Here is a 16366-nt window from a genome sequence, read left to right as displayed (position 1 = left end):
GATTAAAAGTGTGCAAGGGGTGCGAAGAGCCCCCGCCCCGCTGCCTACGGTCGCCCAGTGACGAGCAGCAGGCCGGATTCCCCCGCCCGAACCACCGACGGCCCCCGCACCCTCGGCCGGCGCCCGCCCGCGCGCTACGAGGAGTACCTGGACGGCCTGTTCACCTACTGCCTCTCGGTGCTCTGCGACCACGACACCGCCACCGCCGTCCTCGGCGACGTCCTCGCCATCGCCGAGCGCCACCACGGCCGCTGCCCCTCCGACGAGGGCGGGCGCCGCGCCTGGCTCTACGCCCTGGCCCGCTGGGCCTGCCTGCGCAGCCTCGGCGAGCAGCGGGGCCGCCGCCAGGGCGCCCACACCGGGCGGCCCCCGGTCGCCGCCGCCGCCCCGCCCCGGGTGTCGCCCGAGCTCGCCGAGCGCCGCCGGCTCGAACTGGCCGCGCTCGCCTGGCCCGAGGCCGCCGGCACCACCCCCGAGCAGCGCGAGGCCCTGGAGCTCGCCGTCCGGCACGGGCTGGGCCACCCGGAGCTCGCCGCCGTGCTCACCCTCGACCCGGTCGCCGCCCGCGAGCTGCTCTCCTCCGCCGCCTGCGAGGTCGAGCGCACCCGGGCCGCGCTCGCCGTCGTCGAGACCGGCGACTGCCCGACCGTGGCGGGCCTCACCGGCGACCACCAGGTGCTGCTCTCCGCCGCCCTGCGCGCCGAGCTGGTCCGGCACGTCGACGACTGCCCGCGCTGCCGCCGGGCCGCCGAGCGCGCGGGCGCGGGCGGGCCGTGGCCGGGCGCGGCGGCGGGCCGCGCGGGCCGCGCGGGCCGGCTCCCGCTCGTCGAGGCGCCCCGGGCCGCCGCGTACGTGGCGATGCTGCACGTGCCGCGCGCGCGGGCCGGCGCCCCCCGCTTCGGGCCGACCGGCTTCCCCCTGGACCCCAAGGACCACGCGGCCCGCCGCGACCGGATGCGCGCGCGGGCCGTCACCACCACGGTCGTCGCCGCCGTCGTCGCCGCCCCGGTGCTCGCGCTGTGGGGCTCCTACCGGGGCACCCCGGACGCGGCGGAGGGCCAGGACGGGGCCAGGATCAGCGCCCGCGAGGCCGACGAGCCGGGCGGCCCGCGGGGCGCGGGCGCCGGGCGCCCCTACGAGCGCTACGAGAACGCGGGCAACGCCCGCACCACCCCCGACCCCCGCTTCACCCGCGGCAGCCGCTCCCCGGACGTCTCGGTCGAGGTCATCAGCCCCGGCGCGCCCGCCGCCCCGACGCTGCCCGGACAGCCGGCGCCCGCGCGGCTCACCGTCGCCGCGCGCGGGAGCGGGGCGACGACCCTGCTGACCCTCACCAACGAGGGCGGCTCGCCCGCCGTCTGGTCGCTGTGGTCGGACGCCCCCTGGCTGTACGTGAGCCAGGCGTCCGGCACGCTGCGGCCCGGCGAGTCGCTCACGGTCCGGATCACCGTGGACCGCGCGCGGGAACCGGCCGGGGCGTGGAGCGCGCGGGTGGGCGTCGACCCCTCGGGCGCGGTGCTGCGCATCGACGGCTACGGGGCGGTGCCGCCGAGCCCGGCGGGCCCGGGGACCCCGACGACCCGGCCGACGACGGAGCCGACGACCCAGCCGACGGCGGGGCCCACGACCCAGCCGCCGACCACGGAACCCACGACGGAGCCGACCACGCAGCCGCCGACCACCGGACCGACGACGGAGCCCACGCCCGAGCCGACCGCCTCGGACGGCGGCACCCCGACCCAGGACCCGGGGCCGTCGGCCTCGCAGTGACGGGCGAGGGCCGCTACGCCGGGTCGGCCGGGTGCGGGGCCACCAGCGGCAGCTGGGAGGCCAGCCGCGCCTCGCACAGGCCGACCAGGACCTCGTACGCCGCCTCGCCCATCATCTCGACGAGCTCGGGGCGGTACGAGACGTAGACCGGGGCGGCGCCCACGTGCGCGGAGCTCGCCGTCGTGCAGTACCAGTGCAGGTCGTGGCCGCCGGGCCCCCAGCCGCGCCGGTCGTACTCGCCGATCGACACCTGGAGGACCTTGCTGTCGTCCGGGCGCTCGATCCAGTCGTACGTCCGGCGCACCGGAAGCTGCCAGCACACGTCCGGCTTGGTCTCCAGCGGCTCCAGGCCCTCCTTGACGGCCAGGATGTGCAGCGAGCAGCCGGCGCCGCCGGCGAAGCCGGGCCGGTTCTGGAAGACGCACGAGCCCTGCCAGCGGCGGGTCTGCCGGTCGCCGTCCTCGTCGAGCTGCACCCAGCCCGTCTCCGTGCCGACGTCGTGGAACTGCCACAGCTCGGGCGTGAGCCGGGCCACGTACCCGGCGACCCGCTTCTCGTCGTCCTCGTCGGAGAAGTGCGCGCCGAGCGTGCAGCAGCCGTCGTCCGCGCGGCCCTCCTGGATGCCCTGGCAGCCGTTGCCGAAGATGCAGGTCCAGCGGGAGGTGAGCCAGGTCAGGTCGCAGCGGTAGACCTGCTCGTCGTCCTCGGGGTCGGGGAACTCCACCCACGCGCGCGGGAAGTCCAGCCCCTTCTCGTCGGGCTCGGCGGCCTTGGCGCGCTTCTTCCCGACCTTCACGGACCTGGCCGCGTGCGCGGCCCGGACGGCCTTCGCGGCGTTCTCGTCGGCGGTGTCCTTGCCCGGCTTCGCCTTTTTCGTCTTTGGCACGGAGCCAAGCGTATGCGGGTGCGCGCAGTAGCGTTCCGTCCATGAGACTCGGAGTCCTCGACGTCGGTTCGAACACAGTGCACCTGCTGGTGGTGGACGCCCACCCCGGCGCCCGCCCGCTGCCCGCCCACTCCCACAAGGCGGAGCTGCGCCTGGCGGAGCTCCTCGACGAGCGCGGCGCGATCGCGGACGCGGGGGTCGAGCGGCTCGTCGCCACGGTCCGCGACGCGCTCGTCGCCGCCGAGGACAAGGGCTGCGAGGAGGTGCTGCCCTTCGCGACCTCGGCGGTGCGCGAGGCCAGCAACGCCGACGAGGTCCTCGCCCGGGTCGAGGCCGAGACGGGGATCGCGCTCCAGGTCCTGAGCGGCGAGGAGGAGGCCCGGCTCACCTTCCTGGCGGCCCGCCGCTGGTTCGGCTGGTCCGCGGGCAAGCTGTTCCTGCTGGACATCGGCGGCGGCTCCCTGGAGGTCGCCTTCGGCATCGACGAGGAGCCCGACACGGCGGTCTCCCTGCCGCTCGGCGCGGGCCGCCTCACCGCGGGCTGGCTCCCCGGCGACCCGGCGGACGCGGCCGACGTGAAGGCGCTGCGCCGCCATGTGCGGGCGCGGATCGCGCGGACGGTCGGCGAGTTCAGCCGCTTCGGGCGCCCCGACCACGTGGTGGCCACCTCCAAGACCTTCAAGCAGCTCGCCAGGATCGCGGGCGCCCCCGGCTCGGGCTTCGGCCTGTACGTGCAGCGGACGCTGTCCCGCAAGGCCCTGGAGGAGTGGGTGCCGAGGCTGGCGGCGATGTCCGTCGGCGAGCGCGCGGCCCTCCCCGGCGTCTCGGAGGGCCGGGCCGCCCAGCTCCTGGCGGGCGCCCTGGTCGCCGAGGGCGCGATGGACCTGTTCGGCGTCGAGGAGCTGGAGATCTGCCCCTGGGCCCTGCGCGAGGGCGTCATCCTGCGCCGCCTGGACCACCTGCCGGACGCGCCGTAGGGCTCCGCCCGCGGACCGGGGGCCGGGGCCGGGAGGGCGACCGGTCGGAGCGCCGGCCCCGGGGCCCCGGGGGTGACCGGAACCACCCCCCGGTCCTCAGGCCCGCCCCGTACCCTGTCTCCGTGGCAGAACCAGCGGTGCGCGTCCCGGATGCGAAGGTCGCCCTGTCGACGGCCTCGGTCTATCCGGAGTCGACGGCGACGGCCTTCGAGGTCGCCGCGCGCCTCGGGTACGACGGGGTCGAGGTCATGGTGTGGACCGACCCGGTCAGCCAGGACATCGAAGCGCTGCGGCGCCTGTCGGACTATCACCAGGTCCCGATCCTGGCCGTGCACGCCCCCTGTCTGCTGATCACCCAGCGGGTCTGGTCCACCGACCCGTGGGTCAAGCTCCAGCGCGCGCGGGCCGCCGCGGAGAAGCTGGGCGCCTCCACGGTCGTCGTGCACCCGCCGTTCCGCTGGCAGCGCCAGTACGCGCGGGACTTCGTCACCGGCATCTGGCGGATGGCCGAGGAGACCGACGTCCGCTTCGCCGTCGAGAACATGTACCCGTGGCGGTACAAGGACCGCGAGATGCTCGCGTACGCCCCCGAGTGGGACGTCACCAAGGACGATTACCGGCACTTCACCGTGGACCTCTCGCACACGGCGACCGCCCGCGCGGACGCCCTCGCGATGGTGGACCGCATGGGCGACCGGCTCGGCCACGTGCACCTCGCCGACGGGCGCGGCTCCGCCAAGGACGAGCACCTGGTCCCGGGGCGCGGCACCCAGCCGTGCGCGGAGCTCCTGGAGGGACTGGCCCGCTCCGGCTTCGACGGGCACGTCGTCATCGAGGTCAACACCCGGCGCGCGATGTCCTCCGCCGAACGGGAGGCCGACCTCGCCGAGGCGCTGGCCTTCACCCGGCTGCACCTGGCCGCCGCCCGCACCCGCGAGGCCCCGCGCCCGTGACGGAGCCGTCCCCCCGGCGGCGCGGCCGCCCGTCCCGTACGTCCGCCGACGCGCTCCCGGGCGCGCGCGAGCGGATCCTGGCGGCGGCGCGGACCCAGTTCGCCGAGCGGGGCTACGACAAGACCTCCGTGCGCGGGATCGCGAAGGAGGCGGGTGTCGACCCGGCGCTGGTGCACCACTACTTCGGGACGAAGGACGAGGTCTTCGCGTCGGCGATCGAGGTCTCCTTCGAGCCGGCGACGGCGGTCCGCGAGGTCCTCGGCGGCCCGCGCGAGGCGATCGGCGAGCGGCTGGCCCGCTTCTTCCTCTCGGTCTGGGAGAACCCGGCGACCCGCGCCCCGCTGCTGGCGGTGGTCCGCTCGGCGCTGACCCACGAGGCGGCGGCGAAGGTGCTGCGCGGCTTCGTGCTGCGGCGGCTCCTGGAGCGGATCGCCGCCGACCTGGACGTGCCCGATCCCGAGCTGCGCGCGGAGCTGGCGGCCTCGCACATGATCGGGATCGCGATCCTGCGGTACGTGATCCGGGTGGAGCCGCTGGCCTCGGCGGACCCGGAGGAGATCGTGGCCCAGGTGGCCCCGACGCTCCAGCGGTATCTGACGGGGACGTGAGGGTCGGCGGCGACGGGTCGTGAAGGCCCCGCAGGTGCCCGCCCACTGAACCGCCGTCCCACATTCCGGACCCCGTGTCCAGATCTTGGAGCCGGGGCGTACGCTCGACTGCAAGCACACCCGTCACCGGAGGAGCGAGCGACGATGCCCGAGCTGAGGTCCCGCACTGTCACCCACGGCCGCAATATGGCGGGCGCCCGCGCCCTTATGCGCGCCTCCGGTGTACCGGGCGCCGACATCGGCCGGAAGCCGATCATCGCCGTCGCCAACTCCTTCACCGAGTTCGTGCCCGGCCACACCCACCTCCAGCCGGTGGGCCGGATCGTCTCCGAGGCCATCACCGCCGCCGGCGGCATCGCCCGCGAGTTCAACACGATCGCCGTCGACGACGGCATCGCCATGGGCCACGGCGGCATGCTCTACAGCCTGCCCTCGCGCGACCTGATCGCGGACAGCGTGGAGTACATGGTCGAGGCGCACTGCGCCGACGCCCTGATCTGCATCTCCAACTGCGACAAGATCACCCCCGGAATGCTGATGGCGGCCCTGCGCCTCAACATCCCGACGGTCTTCGTCTCCGGCGGCCCGATGGAGTCCGGCCGGGCCACCCTCGTCGACGGCACGGTCCGCACCCTGGACCTGGTCGACGCGATCTCCGAGGCCGTCAACGACAAGGTCTCCGACGAGGACATCCTCCGCATCGAGGAGAACGCCTGCCCGACCTGCGGGTCCTGTTCCGGCATGTTCACCGCCAACTCGATGAACTGCCTGACCGAGGCCATCGGCCTCTCCCTCCCGGGCAACGGCTCCGTCCTCGCCACCCACACCGCCCGCCGCGCCCTCTACGAGAACGCGGCCCGCACGGTCGTCGACATCACCCGTCGCTACTACGACGAGGACGACGCCTCCGTCCTGCCGCGCAACATCGCCACCCGCGCGGCCTTCGAGAACGCCATGGCGCTCGACATCGCCATGGGCGGCTCCACCAACACGATCCTGCACCTGCTGGCCGCCGCCCAGGAGGCCGAGCTGGAGTACGGCCTGAGCGACATGGACGAGGTCTCGCGCCGGGTGCCCTGCCTGGCCAAGGTCGCGCCGAACGTCGCCCCGCGCGGGACGTACTACATGGAGGACGTGCACCGCGCGGGCGGCATCCCGGCGATCCTCGGCGAGCTCTACCGCGCGGGGCTGCTCAACGAGGACGTCCACGCGGTCCACTCCCGCTCCATCAAGGAGTGGCTGGACGCCTGGGACGTGCGCGGCGGCGCCGCGTCCGAGGAGGCCGTCGAGCTGTTCCACGCGGCCCCCGGCTGCGTCCGCTCCGCCGAGGCGTTCTCGCAGTCCGAGCGCTGGGACACCCTCGACGTGGACGCGGCGGCCGGCTGCATCCGCGACGCGGCCCACGCGTACTCCAAGGACGGCGGCCTCGCCGTGCTGCGCGGCAACATCGCCGTCGACGGCTCCGTCGTGAAGACGGCCGGCGTCGACGAGTCGATCTGGACCTTCGAGGGCCCGGCGGTCGTCTGCGAGTCGCAGGAGGAGGCCGTCGAGAAGATCCTCAACAAGCGGGTCAAGGACGGCGACGTCGTCGTCATCCGCTACGAGGGCCCCAAGGGCGGCCCCGGCATGCAGGAGATGCTCTACCCGACCTCCTTCCTCAAGGGCCGCGGCCTGGGCAAGACCTGCGCCCTGGTGACGGACGGGCGCTTCTCCGGCGGCACCTCCGGCCTGTCCATCGGGCACGCCTCCCCGGAGGCGGCCTCGGGCGGCACGATCGCGCTCGTCGAGGACGGCGACCTGATCCGCATCGACATCCCGAACCGCTCGATCGACCTCCTGGTCGACGAGGAGACCCTGGCGGCCCGCCGCGCGGCGATGAACGGCGTGTACGCGCCGAAGAACCGCGAGCGCAAGGTCACGGCGGCGCTGAAGGCGTACGCGGCGATGGCGACGAGCGCCGACAAGGGCGCGGTCCGGGACGTGTCGAAGCTGGGCTGACGGGCCGTACGAGTAGTACAAGCTCCATGAGGAAGGGTGGGACCCCGACGGGTCCCGCCCTTCCTCACGTCCCGGGGCCCGTCACCAGGCCGCCGGATCCTTCGCGTCGACGGCGAAGACCGAGCCGTCGGGCGCCGTCGCGAACACCCGGCCCCCGGCCGCGACCGGCGCCGGGACCGAGGGCGCGTAGGTGAGGCGCCCGTCGCGCAGCCGGGGCGCGGTGGTGCCGAGGAGCGTCCCGCGCGCGGTGTCGACGGCCAGCAGCCGCCCGTCGGACGAGGACAGGTACAGCCGGCGCCCGTCGGCGTCGACGACGGGCGGGGAGACGTTCGACGTGCCGGTCTCCTGCTCCCACAGCACCCGCCCGCGCGCGTCGGCGGTGTCGAGGGCGGTGAGCCGCCCGTTCGGGCTCAGCAGGTACCCGGTGTCGCCGTGCAGGACCAGGTACGGCTCGTTGACGACGTACGGCAGCGGCACCCGCCGTTCCGCGCGGGCCGCCGGGTCGTAGCGCACCAGCGCGTCGGCGCGCCCGGCCCGGTCGGCGGCGAGCAGCACCACGGTGCCGCCGGGGGCGGTGCCGACCGCGGTGAGCATCCCGGTCAGCCGCTTCTGCCAGACGATCTCGCCGGTGCGCGGCCGGACGGCGGTGACGCGGGTGTGGGCGCCCTCGGCGAGGGTCTCGTAGACGGTGAGCAGGCCGGTGGCCGTGTCGTACGGGCCGGGTACGGGGTAGGTGTGGCCGGGCAGCGCGCGGTGCCACAGCTCGCGCCCGGTGGCGCCGTCGAGGCCGCGCAGGGTGGCGCTGCCGTTGGTGAGGACCAGGGCGTCACCGGCCGGGATGAAGCGTTCGGGGCGGGCCGCGGCCTTCCGCTGCCAGCCGGGCGTGCCGTCGGCGGGCGCGTAGGTGCGCAGCTCGCCGGTGGCGGTGGCGGCGGCGAGCGGGCCGCCGGTGAGCGGCGCCGGGGCCTCCGGGCCGACCCGGCCGGCCGGGCCGGGGCGCGACCAGACGACGGCGCCGGTGGCGGGGTCGAGGCGCGCGGCGGAGACCCCGCGGCCCGCGCAGTACAGGGCGCCCGAGGCGTGCGCGCAGGACGGCGCCGAGGGCTCGCCGCCCTTCCACAGGACGGTCTGCCAGCCGTCGAACGACTCGGCGACCTCGGCCGGGTGCCGGGGCGCGGCGGGCGCGTCGCGCTGGGCGAGGACGACGGCGGTGCCGCCCGCGGCGAGCAGCAGCGCGGTGCCGAGCGCGAGCGGCAGCGTCCGCCGGCGCCTGCGGCGCGGGGGAGCGGGGGCGCGGACGGGCGTCTCGGCGTCCCAGGAGGGCGCCGGGCCGGCCGGGCGGGGCGCGGGGGAGACCGGCCGGCGCTGGGCCGGTATGAAGGCGGCGGCGTCGTACGAGGGGGGCTTGAGGGCCGCCATGATCTCGGCGGGGCCGGGCCGCTCGGCGGGCTCCTTGGCGAGGCAGCGGGCGACCAGCGGGGCGAGCTCCTCGGGGACGCCGCTGAGGTCGGGCTCGTCGTGGACGACCTGGTAGGCCACGATGTACGGGCTGTCCGAGTCGAAGGGGCCGTGCCCGGTCGCCGCGTGCACCAGGACCGAGCCGAGGGCGAAGACGTCGGCGGCGGGCCCGACCTCGCGCGGGCGCTGGAACTGCTCGGGCGCCATGAAGGGCGGCGAGCCGATGAGCTTGCCGGTCTCGGTGTGCAGGTCGCTGTCGACGGGCCGGGAGATGCCGAAGTCGATGACCTTGGGGCCCGAGTCGGTGAGCAGCACGTTGCTGGGCTTGAGGTCCCGGTGGACGACTCCCGCGCGGTGGATGTCGCGGAGCGCCTCGGCGAGCCCGGCGGTCAGCCGGCGCAGCTCGGCGGGGGACAGCGGGCCGCTCCGCTTGACCTGGTCGGCGAGGGTGGGGCCGGGGACGTAGAGGGTCGCCATCCAGGGGCGTACGTCGTCGGGGTCGGCGTCCACGACGGGCGCGGTGAAGGCACCGCTGACCCGCCGCGCGGCGGCGACCTCCTGGCGGAAACGCGCCCTGAACTCGGGGTCCTCCGCGTACTGTGCGTGCACCACCTTGACCGCGAGGCGCAGCCCGGAGGCGGAGGTGGCGAGGTGGACCACACCCATGCCGCCGGCGCCGAGAGTGGCCTGGAGCCGGTATTCGCCCGCGTACTCGGGCCCTTCCGCTTCCCGGTCCGCGCCGGTACTGCGCAACGGCGGCATCGCCGACCCCCGTGGGTTGCCCGTCCGAATCGCGCGCGTGCGCGACGCACGGAGCCTAGTCGATGGTGCGGCCGATGTCGGTGGGGCTTGCTAGCCTGCGCGTCGCGGAGAGTGAATCTCAGTGGAACGCTTTTGCGTCATTCCGCGTCTGTCCGCGTCTGTCCGTTTCATTCCGCGTCTGTCACGCTTCAACGGCTTCAACGGGGGAGTCTCGCGATGAGCACCGAATCGGCCACGGCCGCCACCACCCGCTACGCGATCGCGCCGGGCACCCGGCTCAACGTCCGCTCGGGCCCGGGCACCCAGTACCCGGTGGTCCGCTCGCTGTCGGCGGGCAGCACGGTGGCGATCTACTGCCAGTGCCCGGGCACCTGGGTCACCGGCCCGTACGGCACCACCAACATCTGGGACAACATCGCGCCGGGCGAGTACGCCTCGGACGCGTACGTCCACACCGGCAGCGACGGCTACGTGGCCCGCCGCTGCGGCTAGGGGGACCGCCTCGGGACAAGAGGGGCGAAAGCCCTCACCGGTTTCCGCCGCCCACCGGGGATAATCGATCCCGTGAGCGATGAGAACCGCACCCCCGCCGGACCCCAGCCCGAGGCGATCCGTTTCTTCGGCACGAGCTGGGTCGACCACACCGACGGCTACGCGCTGCGCCGCGCCGGCCTCGCCGCCGGCGCCCTGCTCGCCGCGGCGGCGGGCGGCTTCCTGCTGCGCTTCGGCTACCAGGGCCTGGTGATCGCCGAGGTCGGCGGCCTGCTCAACACGCTGGTCATCGTCATGTTCTCGGTCTGCAGCGCGATCGCGTTCCGCAAGACCTGGGAGGGCTTCGGCCGCCGCCCCGCCGACCAGGCGCGCGAGGACTCGCTGCGCTCCCTGAAGGCCATCGGCTTCATCGGCGGCCTCCTCGCGTACGCCGTCCGCTGTCTCACCGAGGCGCCCGGCGAGAAGCTCCGCCGCACGGAGTACGAGGAGGCCGTCGCCCGCTTCGACAAGCGCCGCGCCCGGACCGCGGGAAACCCGTCCTCCCGCAAGCGCAAGAACAAGTAGCCGCCCGAAGGCGTCCTGCCCCGCCCCCACCCCACCCCGCTCGGCCCCGCCACTAGCCAAGGGGGCGGAGCCGGGCGCATTATTCATCACATGATGAATAAGTCGGCCGGTGCGATCACCGCCTCCGGCCTCACCGTCACCCGGGGCGACCGCACCGTCCTGCGCGGCCTCGACTTCACCGTCCCGCCCGGCCTCATCACCGGCCTCCTCGGCCCCTCCGGCTGCGGCAAGACCACCCTCATGCGCGCCGTCGTCGGCACCCAGGCCAAGGTCGGCGGCACCCTCGACGTCCTCGGCCGCCCCGCCGGCGACCCCGGCCTGCGCTCCCGCATCGGCTACGTCACCCAGGCCCCCTCCGTCTACGACGACCTCACCGTCCGGCAGAACCTCGACTACTTCGCCGCCGTCCTCCTGCCCGGCCGCGCCCACCGCGCCGACCGCCGCGCCGCCGTCGACCGGACCCTCGCCGACGTCGCCCTCACCGGCCACGCCGACGCCCTCGCCGGACGCCTCTCCGGCGGCCAGCGCAGCCGCGTCTCGCTCGCCGTCGCCCTCCTCGGCACGCCGGAGCTCCTCGTCCTCGACGAACCCACCGTCGGCCTCGACCCCGTCCTCCGCCGCGACCTGTGGGAGCTCTTCCACCACATCGCCGCCGACCGGGGCACCACGATCCTGGTCTCCTCCCACGTCATGGACGAGGCCGAACGCTGCCACCGCCTGCTTCTCCTGCGCGAGGGCGAACTCCTCGCCGAGGACACCCCCGAGGCCCTCCGCCGCCGCAACGACACCGCCACCGTCGAAGAGGCGTTCCTCCGCCTCGTGGACGCCGCGACGGCCCGCGCGGCGGCCGCCACCACCCCCGCAGCCACCGAGGAGCCCCGCCCATGAGCGCCGCCCGCACCCTCGCCACCGCCGCCCGCGTCCTGCGCCAGCTCCGCCACGACCCGCGCTCGATCGCCCTGATGCTCCTCGTGCCGTGCGTGATGCTCTTCCTGCTCCGCTACGTCTTCGACGGCAGCCCGCAGACGTTCGACGGCATCGGCGCCTCGCTCCTCGGCATCTTCCCGCTCATCACCATGTTCCTGGTGACCTCCATCGCCACCCTGCGCGAACGCACCTCCGGCACCCTCGAACGCCTCCTCGCCATGCCTCTGGGCAAAGGCGACCTCATCGGCGGCTACGCCCTGGCCTTCGGCCTCGTCTCCGTTGTCCAGTCCCTCCTCGCCACCGGCCTCGCCGTCTGGTTCCTCGGCCTCGACGTCGTCGGCTCCCCCTGGCTGCTGCTCCTCGTCGCCCTGCTCGACGCCCTCCTCGGCACCGCCCTCGGCCTCTTCGTCTCGGCCTTCGCCGCCTCCGAGTTCCAGGCCGTCCAGTTCATGCCGGCCGTGATCTTCCCGCAGCTCCTGCTCTGCGGCCTGTTCACCCCGCGCGACCGCATGGCCCCCGCCCTCGAAGCGCTCTCGGACGTGCTCCCCATGTCGTACGCCGTCGACGGCATGAACCAGGTCCTCCACCACACCGACGTCACCGGCGCCTTCGTCCGCGACGCCCTGATCGTCGCCGGCTGCGCCCTGCTCGTCCTCGCCCTGGGCGCCGCCACCCTCCGCCGCCGCACCGCGTGACCGCCCCTCGGACACGGACCGCCCCACCCCCGCCCCCGGTGCGAGGATGTCCCGCAGACGCACTGACAGCCCTTCCGGCGAGGTGAAAGACCCATGACCCAGACCGTCGCAGTCCTCGGCACCGGCAAGATCGGCGAGGCACTCCTCAGCGGCATGATCCGCGCCGGCTGGCGCCCCGCCCACCTCCTCGTCACCGCCCGCCGCGCCGAGCGCGCCGAGGAACTGCACGCCCGCTACGGAGTCGAGACCGTCGGCAACGCCGAAGCCGCCAAGCGCGCCGACATCCTCATCCTCGCCGTGAAGCCCCAGGACATGGGCCGCCTCCTCGACGAACTCGCCCCGCACGTCACCGCCGACCGCCTGGTCGTCAGCGCCGCCGCCGGCATCCCCACCGCCTTCATCGAAGAGCGCCTCGCCACCGGCACCCCGGTCGTCCGGGTCATGCCGAACACGCCCGTCGTCGTCGACGAGGGCATGTCCGTGATCTCCGCCGGCAGCCACGCCACCCACGCCCACCTCGTCCACACCGAGGAGATCTTCGGCGGCGTCGGCAAGACCCTCCGCGTCCCCGAGTCCCAGCAGGACGCCGCCACCGCCCTCTCCGGCTCCGGCCCGGCGTACTTCTACTACCTCGTCGAGGCCATGACCGACGCCGGCATCCTCCTCGGCCTGCCCCGCGCCCAGGCCCACGACCTCATCGTCCAGGCCGCCATCGGCGCCGCCGTCATGCTCCGCGACAGCGGCGAGCACCCGGTCAAGCTCCGCGAGGCCGTCACCTCCCCGGCCGGCACCACCATCAGCGCCATCCGCGAACTGGAGAACCACGGCGTACGGGCCGCCCTGATCGCCGCCCTGGAGGCGGCCCGCGACCGCAGCCGCGAGCTCGCCTCCGGCAACGGCTGAGCTACCGCCCCGCCGCGCCGCCGAGCACGTCCTCCGTGCTCACGACCCGGGCGAACCCCCCGCCGTGCAGCGACACCGCCGTCGCCCGGGTCAGCTCCTCCGCCGTCGCCGTCCAGCCGAACGGCCCGGCCAGGTCGAACGTGTGCATCGCGTCCAGCACGAACAGCACGTCGTACCCCAGGTTCCCGCCCATCCGCGCGGTCGTCTCGTTGCACATGTTCGTCTGGATCCCGACCACCACGATCTGCGCACGCTGTCCATCAGCGGCTCCGCCGCGGGCCTCCCCGGTCAGCCAGAGGTCGAGCGACGGCTGCCCGTAGAACGCCGAGTTCACGCTCTTCGTCACCAGCAGCTCCCGTCCCCGCCCCTTCCCCCGCCGCTCCTCGACGAAGTCCTTGAACGCGTTCCCCGCACTCCCCGCCGCCAGCGGCGACCCCGCCCGCACCGAGTCGTGCCGCACGAACACCACCGGCCGCCCCGTCTCCTGCCACCGGTCGATCAGCGCCGCGATGTTCCCCTCCGCGGCCGGATTGTCCCGCCGCCCCCAGAACCCCTCGTCCTCGAACCCCTTCTGCACGTCGACGACGACGAGCGCCGCGTTCGACCCGATCTCCAGACCCGCTGCGTTCTCCATGCCCCCGATCCTGGCCCCCCGGCCCGCCCCGCCCCAGAGGCAGAAAAGCCACCGACCGATGGTTAACTGCCAGCCATGCCGCCCAAGCCGCCCGCACCGAGGCCCCAGCGCATCGCCCTCCTCGCCTTCCCCGGCATCCGCGCCTTCGACGTCTCCGTCATCACCGAGGTCTGGGGCACCGACCGCACCGCCCGCGGCGTCCCGCCCTTCGCCCTGCACCGCCCCGCCGCCGACCCGGCCACCCCCGTCCCCCTGACCGGCGGCCTCAGCCTCACCCCCGACCGCCCCCTCCACTGGCTCACCACCCTCACCCCCGCCGACCTCGTCGTCGTCCCCGGCGTCGAGGACCCGCACGCCGACCTCCCGGCCCCCGTCCTCGACGCCCTGCGCCACGCCCACACGGCCGGCGTCCCCGTCGCCGCCCTCTGCGCCGGCGCCTTCGTCCTCGCCCGCGCCGGCCTCCTCGACGGCCGCCGCGCCGTCACCCACTGGCAGCTCGCCCCCGAGCTCGCCGCCCGCCACCCCGCCGCCCGCGTCGAACCCGAAGCCCTCTACGTCGAGGACACCGGCATCTGGACCTCCGCAGGCACCGCCGCCGGCATCGACCTCTGCCTCCACCTCGTCCGCACCGCCCACGGCGCCGAGACCGCCGCCACCATCGCCCGCTCCATGGTCACCGCCCCCTTCCGCACCGGCACCCAGGCCCAGTTCATCGAGCACCCCACCCCGCGCGCCGACCGCGACGCCGACGCCCTCGCCGCCGTCCGCGCCCACGCCCTCGCCCACCTGGACCAGCCGCACACCGTCGCGAGCCTCGCCGCCCGCGCCGGCATGTCCCCCCGCTCCTTCGCCCGCCACTTCCAGGCCACCACCGGCACCACCCCGCTCCACTGGCTCATCGGCCGCCGGGTCGCCGCCGCCCAGAAGCTCCTCGAACGCACCGACCACCCCCTCCCCGAGGTGGCCCGCCGCGCGGGCTTCGGCAGCGAGGTCACGATGCGCCAGCACTTCGCCGCGCACCTCGGCACCAGCCCGCGCGACTACCGCGCCGCCTTCCGTCACCCCGCCGGCAGCAGCCCCACCGCCCGGTAGGCCGCGTCGACCACCGGCCGCGCCATCCCCCGCGCCCGCTCGGCCCCCGCCCGCAGCACCCCGTCGACGTACCCGGGATCCGCCGCCAGCTCGGCATGCCGCTCCCGCACCGGCCGCAGCAGCTCCACGACCGCCTCCGCCGTGTCCTTCTTCAGCGCCCCGTACGAGTCGTACGCCCCGGCCAGCGCGCCCGGCTCCCCGCCCGTCGCCGCCGCCAGCACGTCCAGCAGGTTCGCCACCCCCGGGCTGGCCTCCCGGTCGTAGACGACCTCCCGCCCGCTGTCCGTCACGGCCCGCAGCACCTTCCGCCGCACCGCCTCGGCCTCGTCCAGCAGATAGACGATCCCGGCCCCGCTGTCATGCGACTTCCCCATCTTCGACGTGGGGTCCTGCAGATCCATGACCCGCGCGGCCACCGCCGGATGCGTCGCCTTCGGCACGGTGAACACGTGCCCGTACCGCTGGTTGAACCGCACCGCGAGATCCCGCGTCAGCTCCACGTGCTGCGTCTGGTCCTCACCCACCGGCACCTCGTCGGTCCCGTACGCGAGGATGTCCGCCGCCATCAGCGCCGGATACGTCAGCAGCGACAGCCGCACGCTCTGCCCGGCCTCCCGCGCCCGCACGCTCTTCTCCTTGTACTGGACCATCCGCCGCATCTCGCCGTCGGTGGCCGTGCACTCCATGAGGTACGAGAGCCGCGCGTGCTCGTCCACATGACTCTGTACGAAGAGGACGCACCGCTCGGGATCGAGCCCCGAGGCCAGCAGCAGCGTCGCCGCCTGCCTGCTGAGCCGCCGCACCCGCGCCGGATCGTGCTCCACCGTCAGCGCGTGCAGGTCCACCACGCTGAACAGCGCGTCCGCCCGGTGCTGGTCCACCTCGACCCACCGGCGGACGGCCCCGAGGTAGTTGCCCAGCGTCAGGTGCCCGGTCGGCTTGATCCCACTGAAGATCCGCGTCATCGCGTCCGTCTCCCTACTCTCTGTCTCCGGAGTGCCGCCGGCCCCGGTGGGCCCGCACCCCCGGAGGAGGGGGAAACGCGAACGGCCGCCGAGGGCGGCGGCCGTCTGTCTGCATACGCGAGGTCGGGCCGCCGGTCAGGCGGCCCACCACTGGGTGGTGCGCGTACGCGAGGTCATACGCAGAGGGTACGCCCGAGGCCCCGGGTTGACACGGGATTACCCGGTCCGTAGTGTTCTCCGAGTTGTCCGACGTGAGCACCGACCCCGGTCGGCCCCGGACAGCGATTCCGCAAGAACCACGAGAGCACCAGACGGTGTCGATTCGTCGACCCCGTCACCGTTGCTTTCCGTGCGCTTTTGCGAAATCAGGAATCCGCGTTCGAAGGATTGGACGCGAGCCCCCCGATTAGCGTCGGGGGCAAGGAATCCGCTAAAGTCTCACTCGTCGGAACGGCCCAACAGCCGGAAAGACAAACCCCGCTGACTGGGAGTCAGGCCCGAAAGGATCTGATAGAGTCGGAACCGCCGGAAGGGCCCGGAGCGAAAGCGAAAGGGACCGGAAAGCACCGAGGAAATCGGATCGGAAAGATCTGATAGAGTCGGAAACGCAAGAACGAAGGAAGCGCCCGGAGGAAAGCCCGAGAGGGTAAGTACAAAGGAAGCGTCCGCACCTTGAGAACTC

General features: G+C 74.4%; 15 protein-coding genes. 11 read left to right on the top strand and 4 right to left on the bottom strand.

Features of this window, described 5'->3' with window-relative positions; translation table 11 throughout:
- Positions 1–57: 57 nt before the first annotated feature.
- Positions 58–1770 carry a hypothetical protein gene (locus AB0C99_RS04550; RefSeq protein ID WP_362469143.1) on the top strand — a complete coding sequence of 571 codons (1713 nt, stop codon included), beginning with the start codon at positions 58–60 and terminating at the stop codon, positions 1768–1770.
- Positions 1771–1783: 13 nt separating this feature from the next.
- Here the strand turns inward: AB0C99_RS04550 and AB0C99_RS04545 are convergent, their stop codons facing one another.
- On the bottom strand, positions 1784–2566 hold the full coding sequence (locus AB0C99_RS04545; RefSeq protein ID WP_362469697.1) for a hypothetical protein: 783 nt from the start codon (positions 2564–2566) through the stop codon (positions 1784–1786).
- A 131-nt stretch (positions 2567–2697) separates the two neighbouring features.
- Between AB0C99_RS04545 and AB0C99_RS04540 the strand changes: the two genes are divergently transcribed.
- From AB0C99_RS04540 to ilvD, 4 genes are all read left to right on the top strand, one after another.
- Positions 2698–3633, top strand: a complete 936-nt coding sequence (locus tag AB0C99_RS04540) for a Ppx/GppA phosphatase family protein (RefSeq protein WP_362469140.1) — start codon at positions 2698–2700, stop codon at positions 3631–3633.
- 122 nt (positions 3634–3755) lie between these two features.
- Positions 3756–4586, top strand: a complete 831-nt coding sequence (locus AB0C99_RS04535; RefSeq protein ID WP_362469137.1) for a sugar phosphate isomerase/epimerase — start codon at positions 3756–3758, stop codon at positions 4584–4586.
- Positions 4583–5194 (top strand): TetR family transcriptional regulator, encoded by a 612-nt coding sequence (locus AB0C99_RS04530; protein WP_362469134.1) that lies wholly within the window; start codon positions 4583–4585, stop codon positions 5192–5194. The genes AB0C99_RS04535 and AB0C99_RS04530 overlap by 4 nt, the downstream gene beginning before the upstream one ends.
- A gap of 144 nt (positions 5195–5338) precedes the next feature.
- Positions 5339–7192, top strand: coding sequence for a dihydroxy-acid dehydratase (gene ilvD, locus AB0C99_RS04525; RefSeq protein WP_362469132.1), 1854 nt, complete (start codon positions 5339–5341; stop codon positions 7190–7192).
- 81 nt (positions 7193–7273) lie between these two features.
- Here ilvD and AB0C99_RS04520 read toward each other — a convergent pair whose 3' ends face one another.
- The gene (locus AB0C99_RS04520; protein WP_362469130.1) at positions 7274–9412 is read right to left on the bottom strand and encodes a serine/threonine-protein kinase; all 2139 of its coding nucleotides are present in this window, start codon (positions 9410–9412) and stop codon (positions 7274–7276) included.
- Between the two features lie 216 nt (positions 9413–9628).
- On the opposite strand from AB0C99_RS04520, the gene AB0C99_RS04515 reads away from it, so the two are divergent.
- The 5 genes from AB0C99_RS04515 to proC all read left to right on the top strand — a co-directional run bounded on the left by AB0C99_RS04515 (position 9629) and on the right by proC (position 12993).
- The gene (locus tag AB0C99_RS04515) at positions 9629–9904 is read left to right on the top strand and encodes an SH3 domain-containing protein (protein ID WP_362469127.1); all 276 of its coding nucleotides are present in this window, start codon (positions 9629–9631) and stop codon (positions 9902–9904) included.
- A 72-nt stretch (positions 9905–9976) separates the two neighbouring features.
- On the top strand, positions 9977–10468 hold the full coding sequence (locus AB0C99_RS04510) for a hypothetical protein (RefSeq protein WP_362469124.1): 492 nt from the start codon (positions 9977–9979) through the stop codon (positions 10466–10468).
- A gap of 90 nt (positions 10469–10558) precedes the next feature.
- Entirely contained in the window at positions 10559–11356 is a 798-nt protein-coding gene (locus tag AB0C99_RS04505) for an ABC transporter ATP-binding protein (protein ID WP_362469121.1), read from the top strand.
- Complete coding sequence (locus tag AB0C99_RS04500; protein WP_362469119.1) at positions 11353–12090, top strand: ABC transporter permease; 738 nt, start codon at positions 11353–11355, stop codon at positions 12088–12090. The genes AB0C99_RS04505 and AB0C99_RS04500 overlap by 4 nt, the downstream gene beginning before the upstream one ends.
- Before the next feature lie 93 nt (positions 12091–12183).
- Positions 12184–12993 (top strand): pyrroline-5-carboxylate reductase, encoded by an 810-nt coding sequence (gene proC, locus AB0C99_RS04495; RefSeq protein ID WP_362469116.1) that lies wholly within the window; start codon positions 12184–12186, stop codon positions 12991–12993.
- A gap of 1 nt (position 12994) precedes the next feature.
- Here the strand turns inward: proC and AB0C99_RS04490 are convergent, their stop codons facing one another.
- A complete protein-coding gene (locus tag AB0C99_RS04490; RefSeq protein ID WP_362469694.1) occupies positions 12995–13609 on the bottom strand; it encodes a cysteine hydrolase family protein in 615 nt (204 codons plus the stop codon).
- A gap of 93 nt (positions 13610–13702) precedes the next feature.
- Here AB0C99_RS04490 and AB0C99_RS04485 point away from each other — a divergent pair, with 93 nt between their 5' ends.
- Positions 13703–14719, top strand: a complete 1017-nt coding sequence (locus AB0C99_RS04485) for a helix-turn-helix domain-containing protein (protein WP_362469113.1) — start codon at positions 13703–13705, stop codon at positions 14717–14719.
- Here the strand turns inward: AB0C99_RS04485 and trpS are convergent.
- Entirely contained in the window at positions 14686–15684 is a 999-nt protein-coding gene (gene trpS, locus AB0C99_RS04480) for a tryptophan--tRNA ligase (protein WP_362469110.1), read from the bottom strand. The genes AB0C99_RS04485 and trpS overlap by 34 nt on opposite strands.
- Positions 15685–16366 lie beyond the last annotated feature (682 nt).

The sequence above is a fragment of the Streptomyces sp. NPDC048659 genome (assembly GCF_040650575.1).
In the GTDB taxonomy this organism is placed as follows: domain Bacteria; phylum Actinomycetota; class Actinomycetes; order Streptomycetales; family Streptomycetaceae; genus Streptomyces.
The sequence above is the reverse complement of the archived record's forward strand: the minus strand, read 5'-3'. Positions and strand labels throughout refer to the sequence as shown.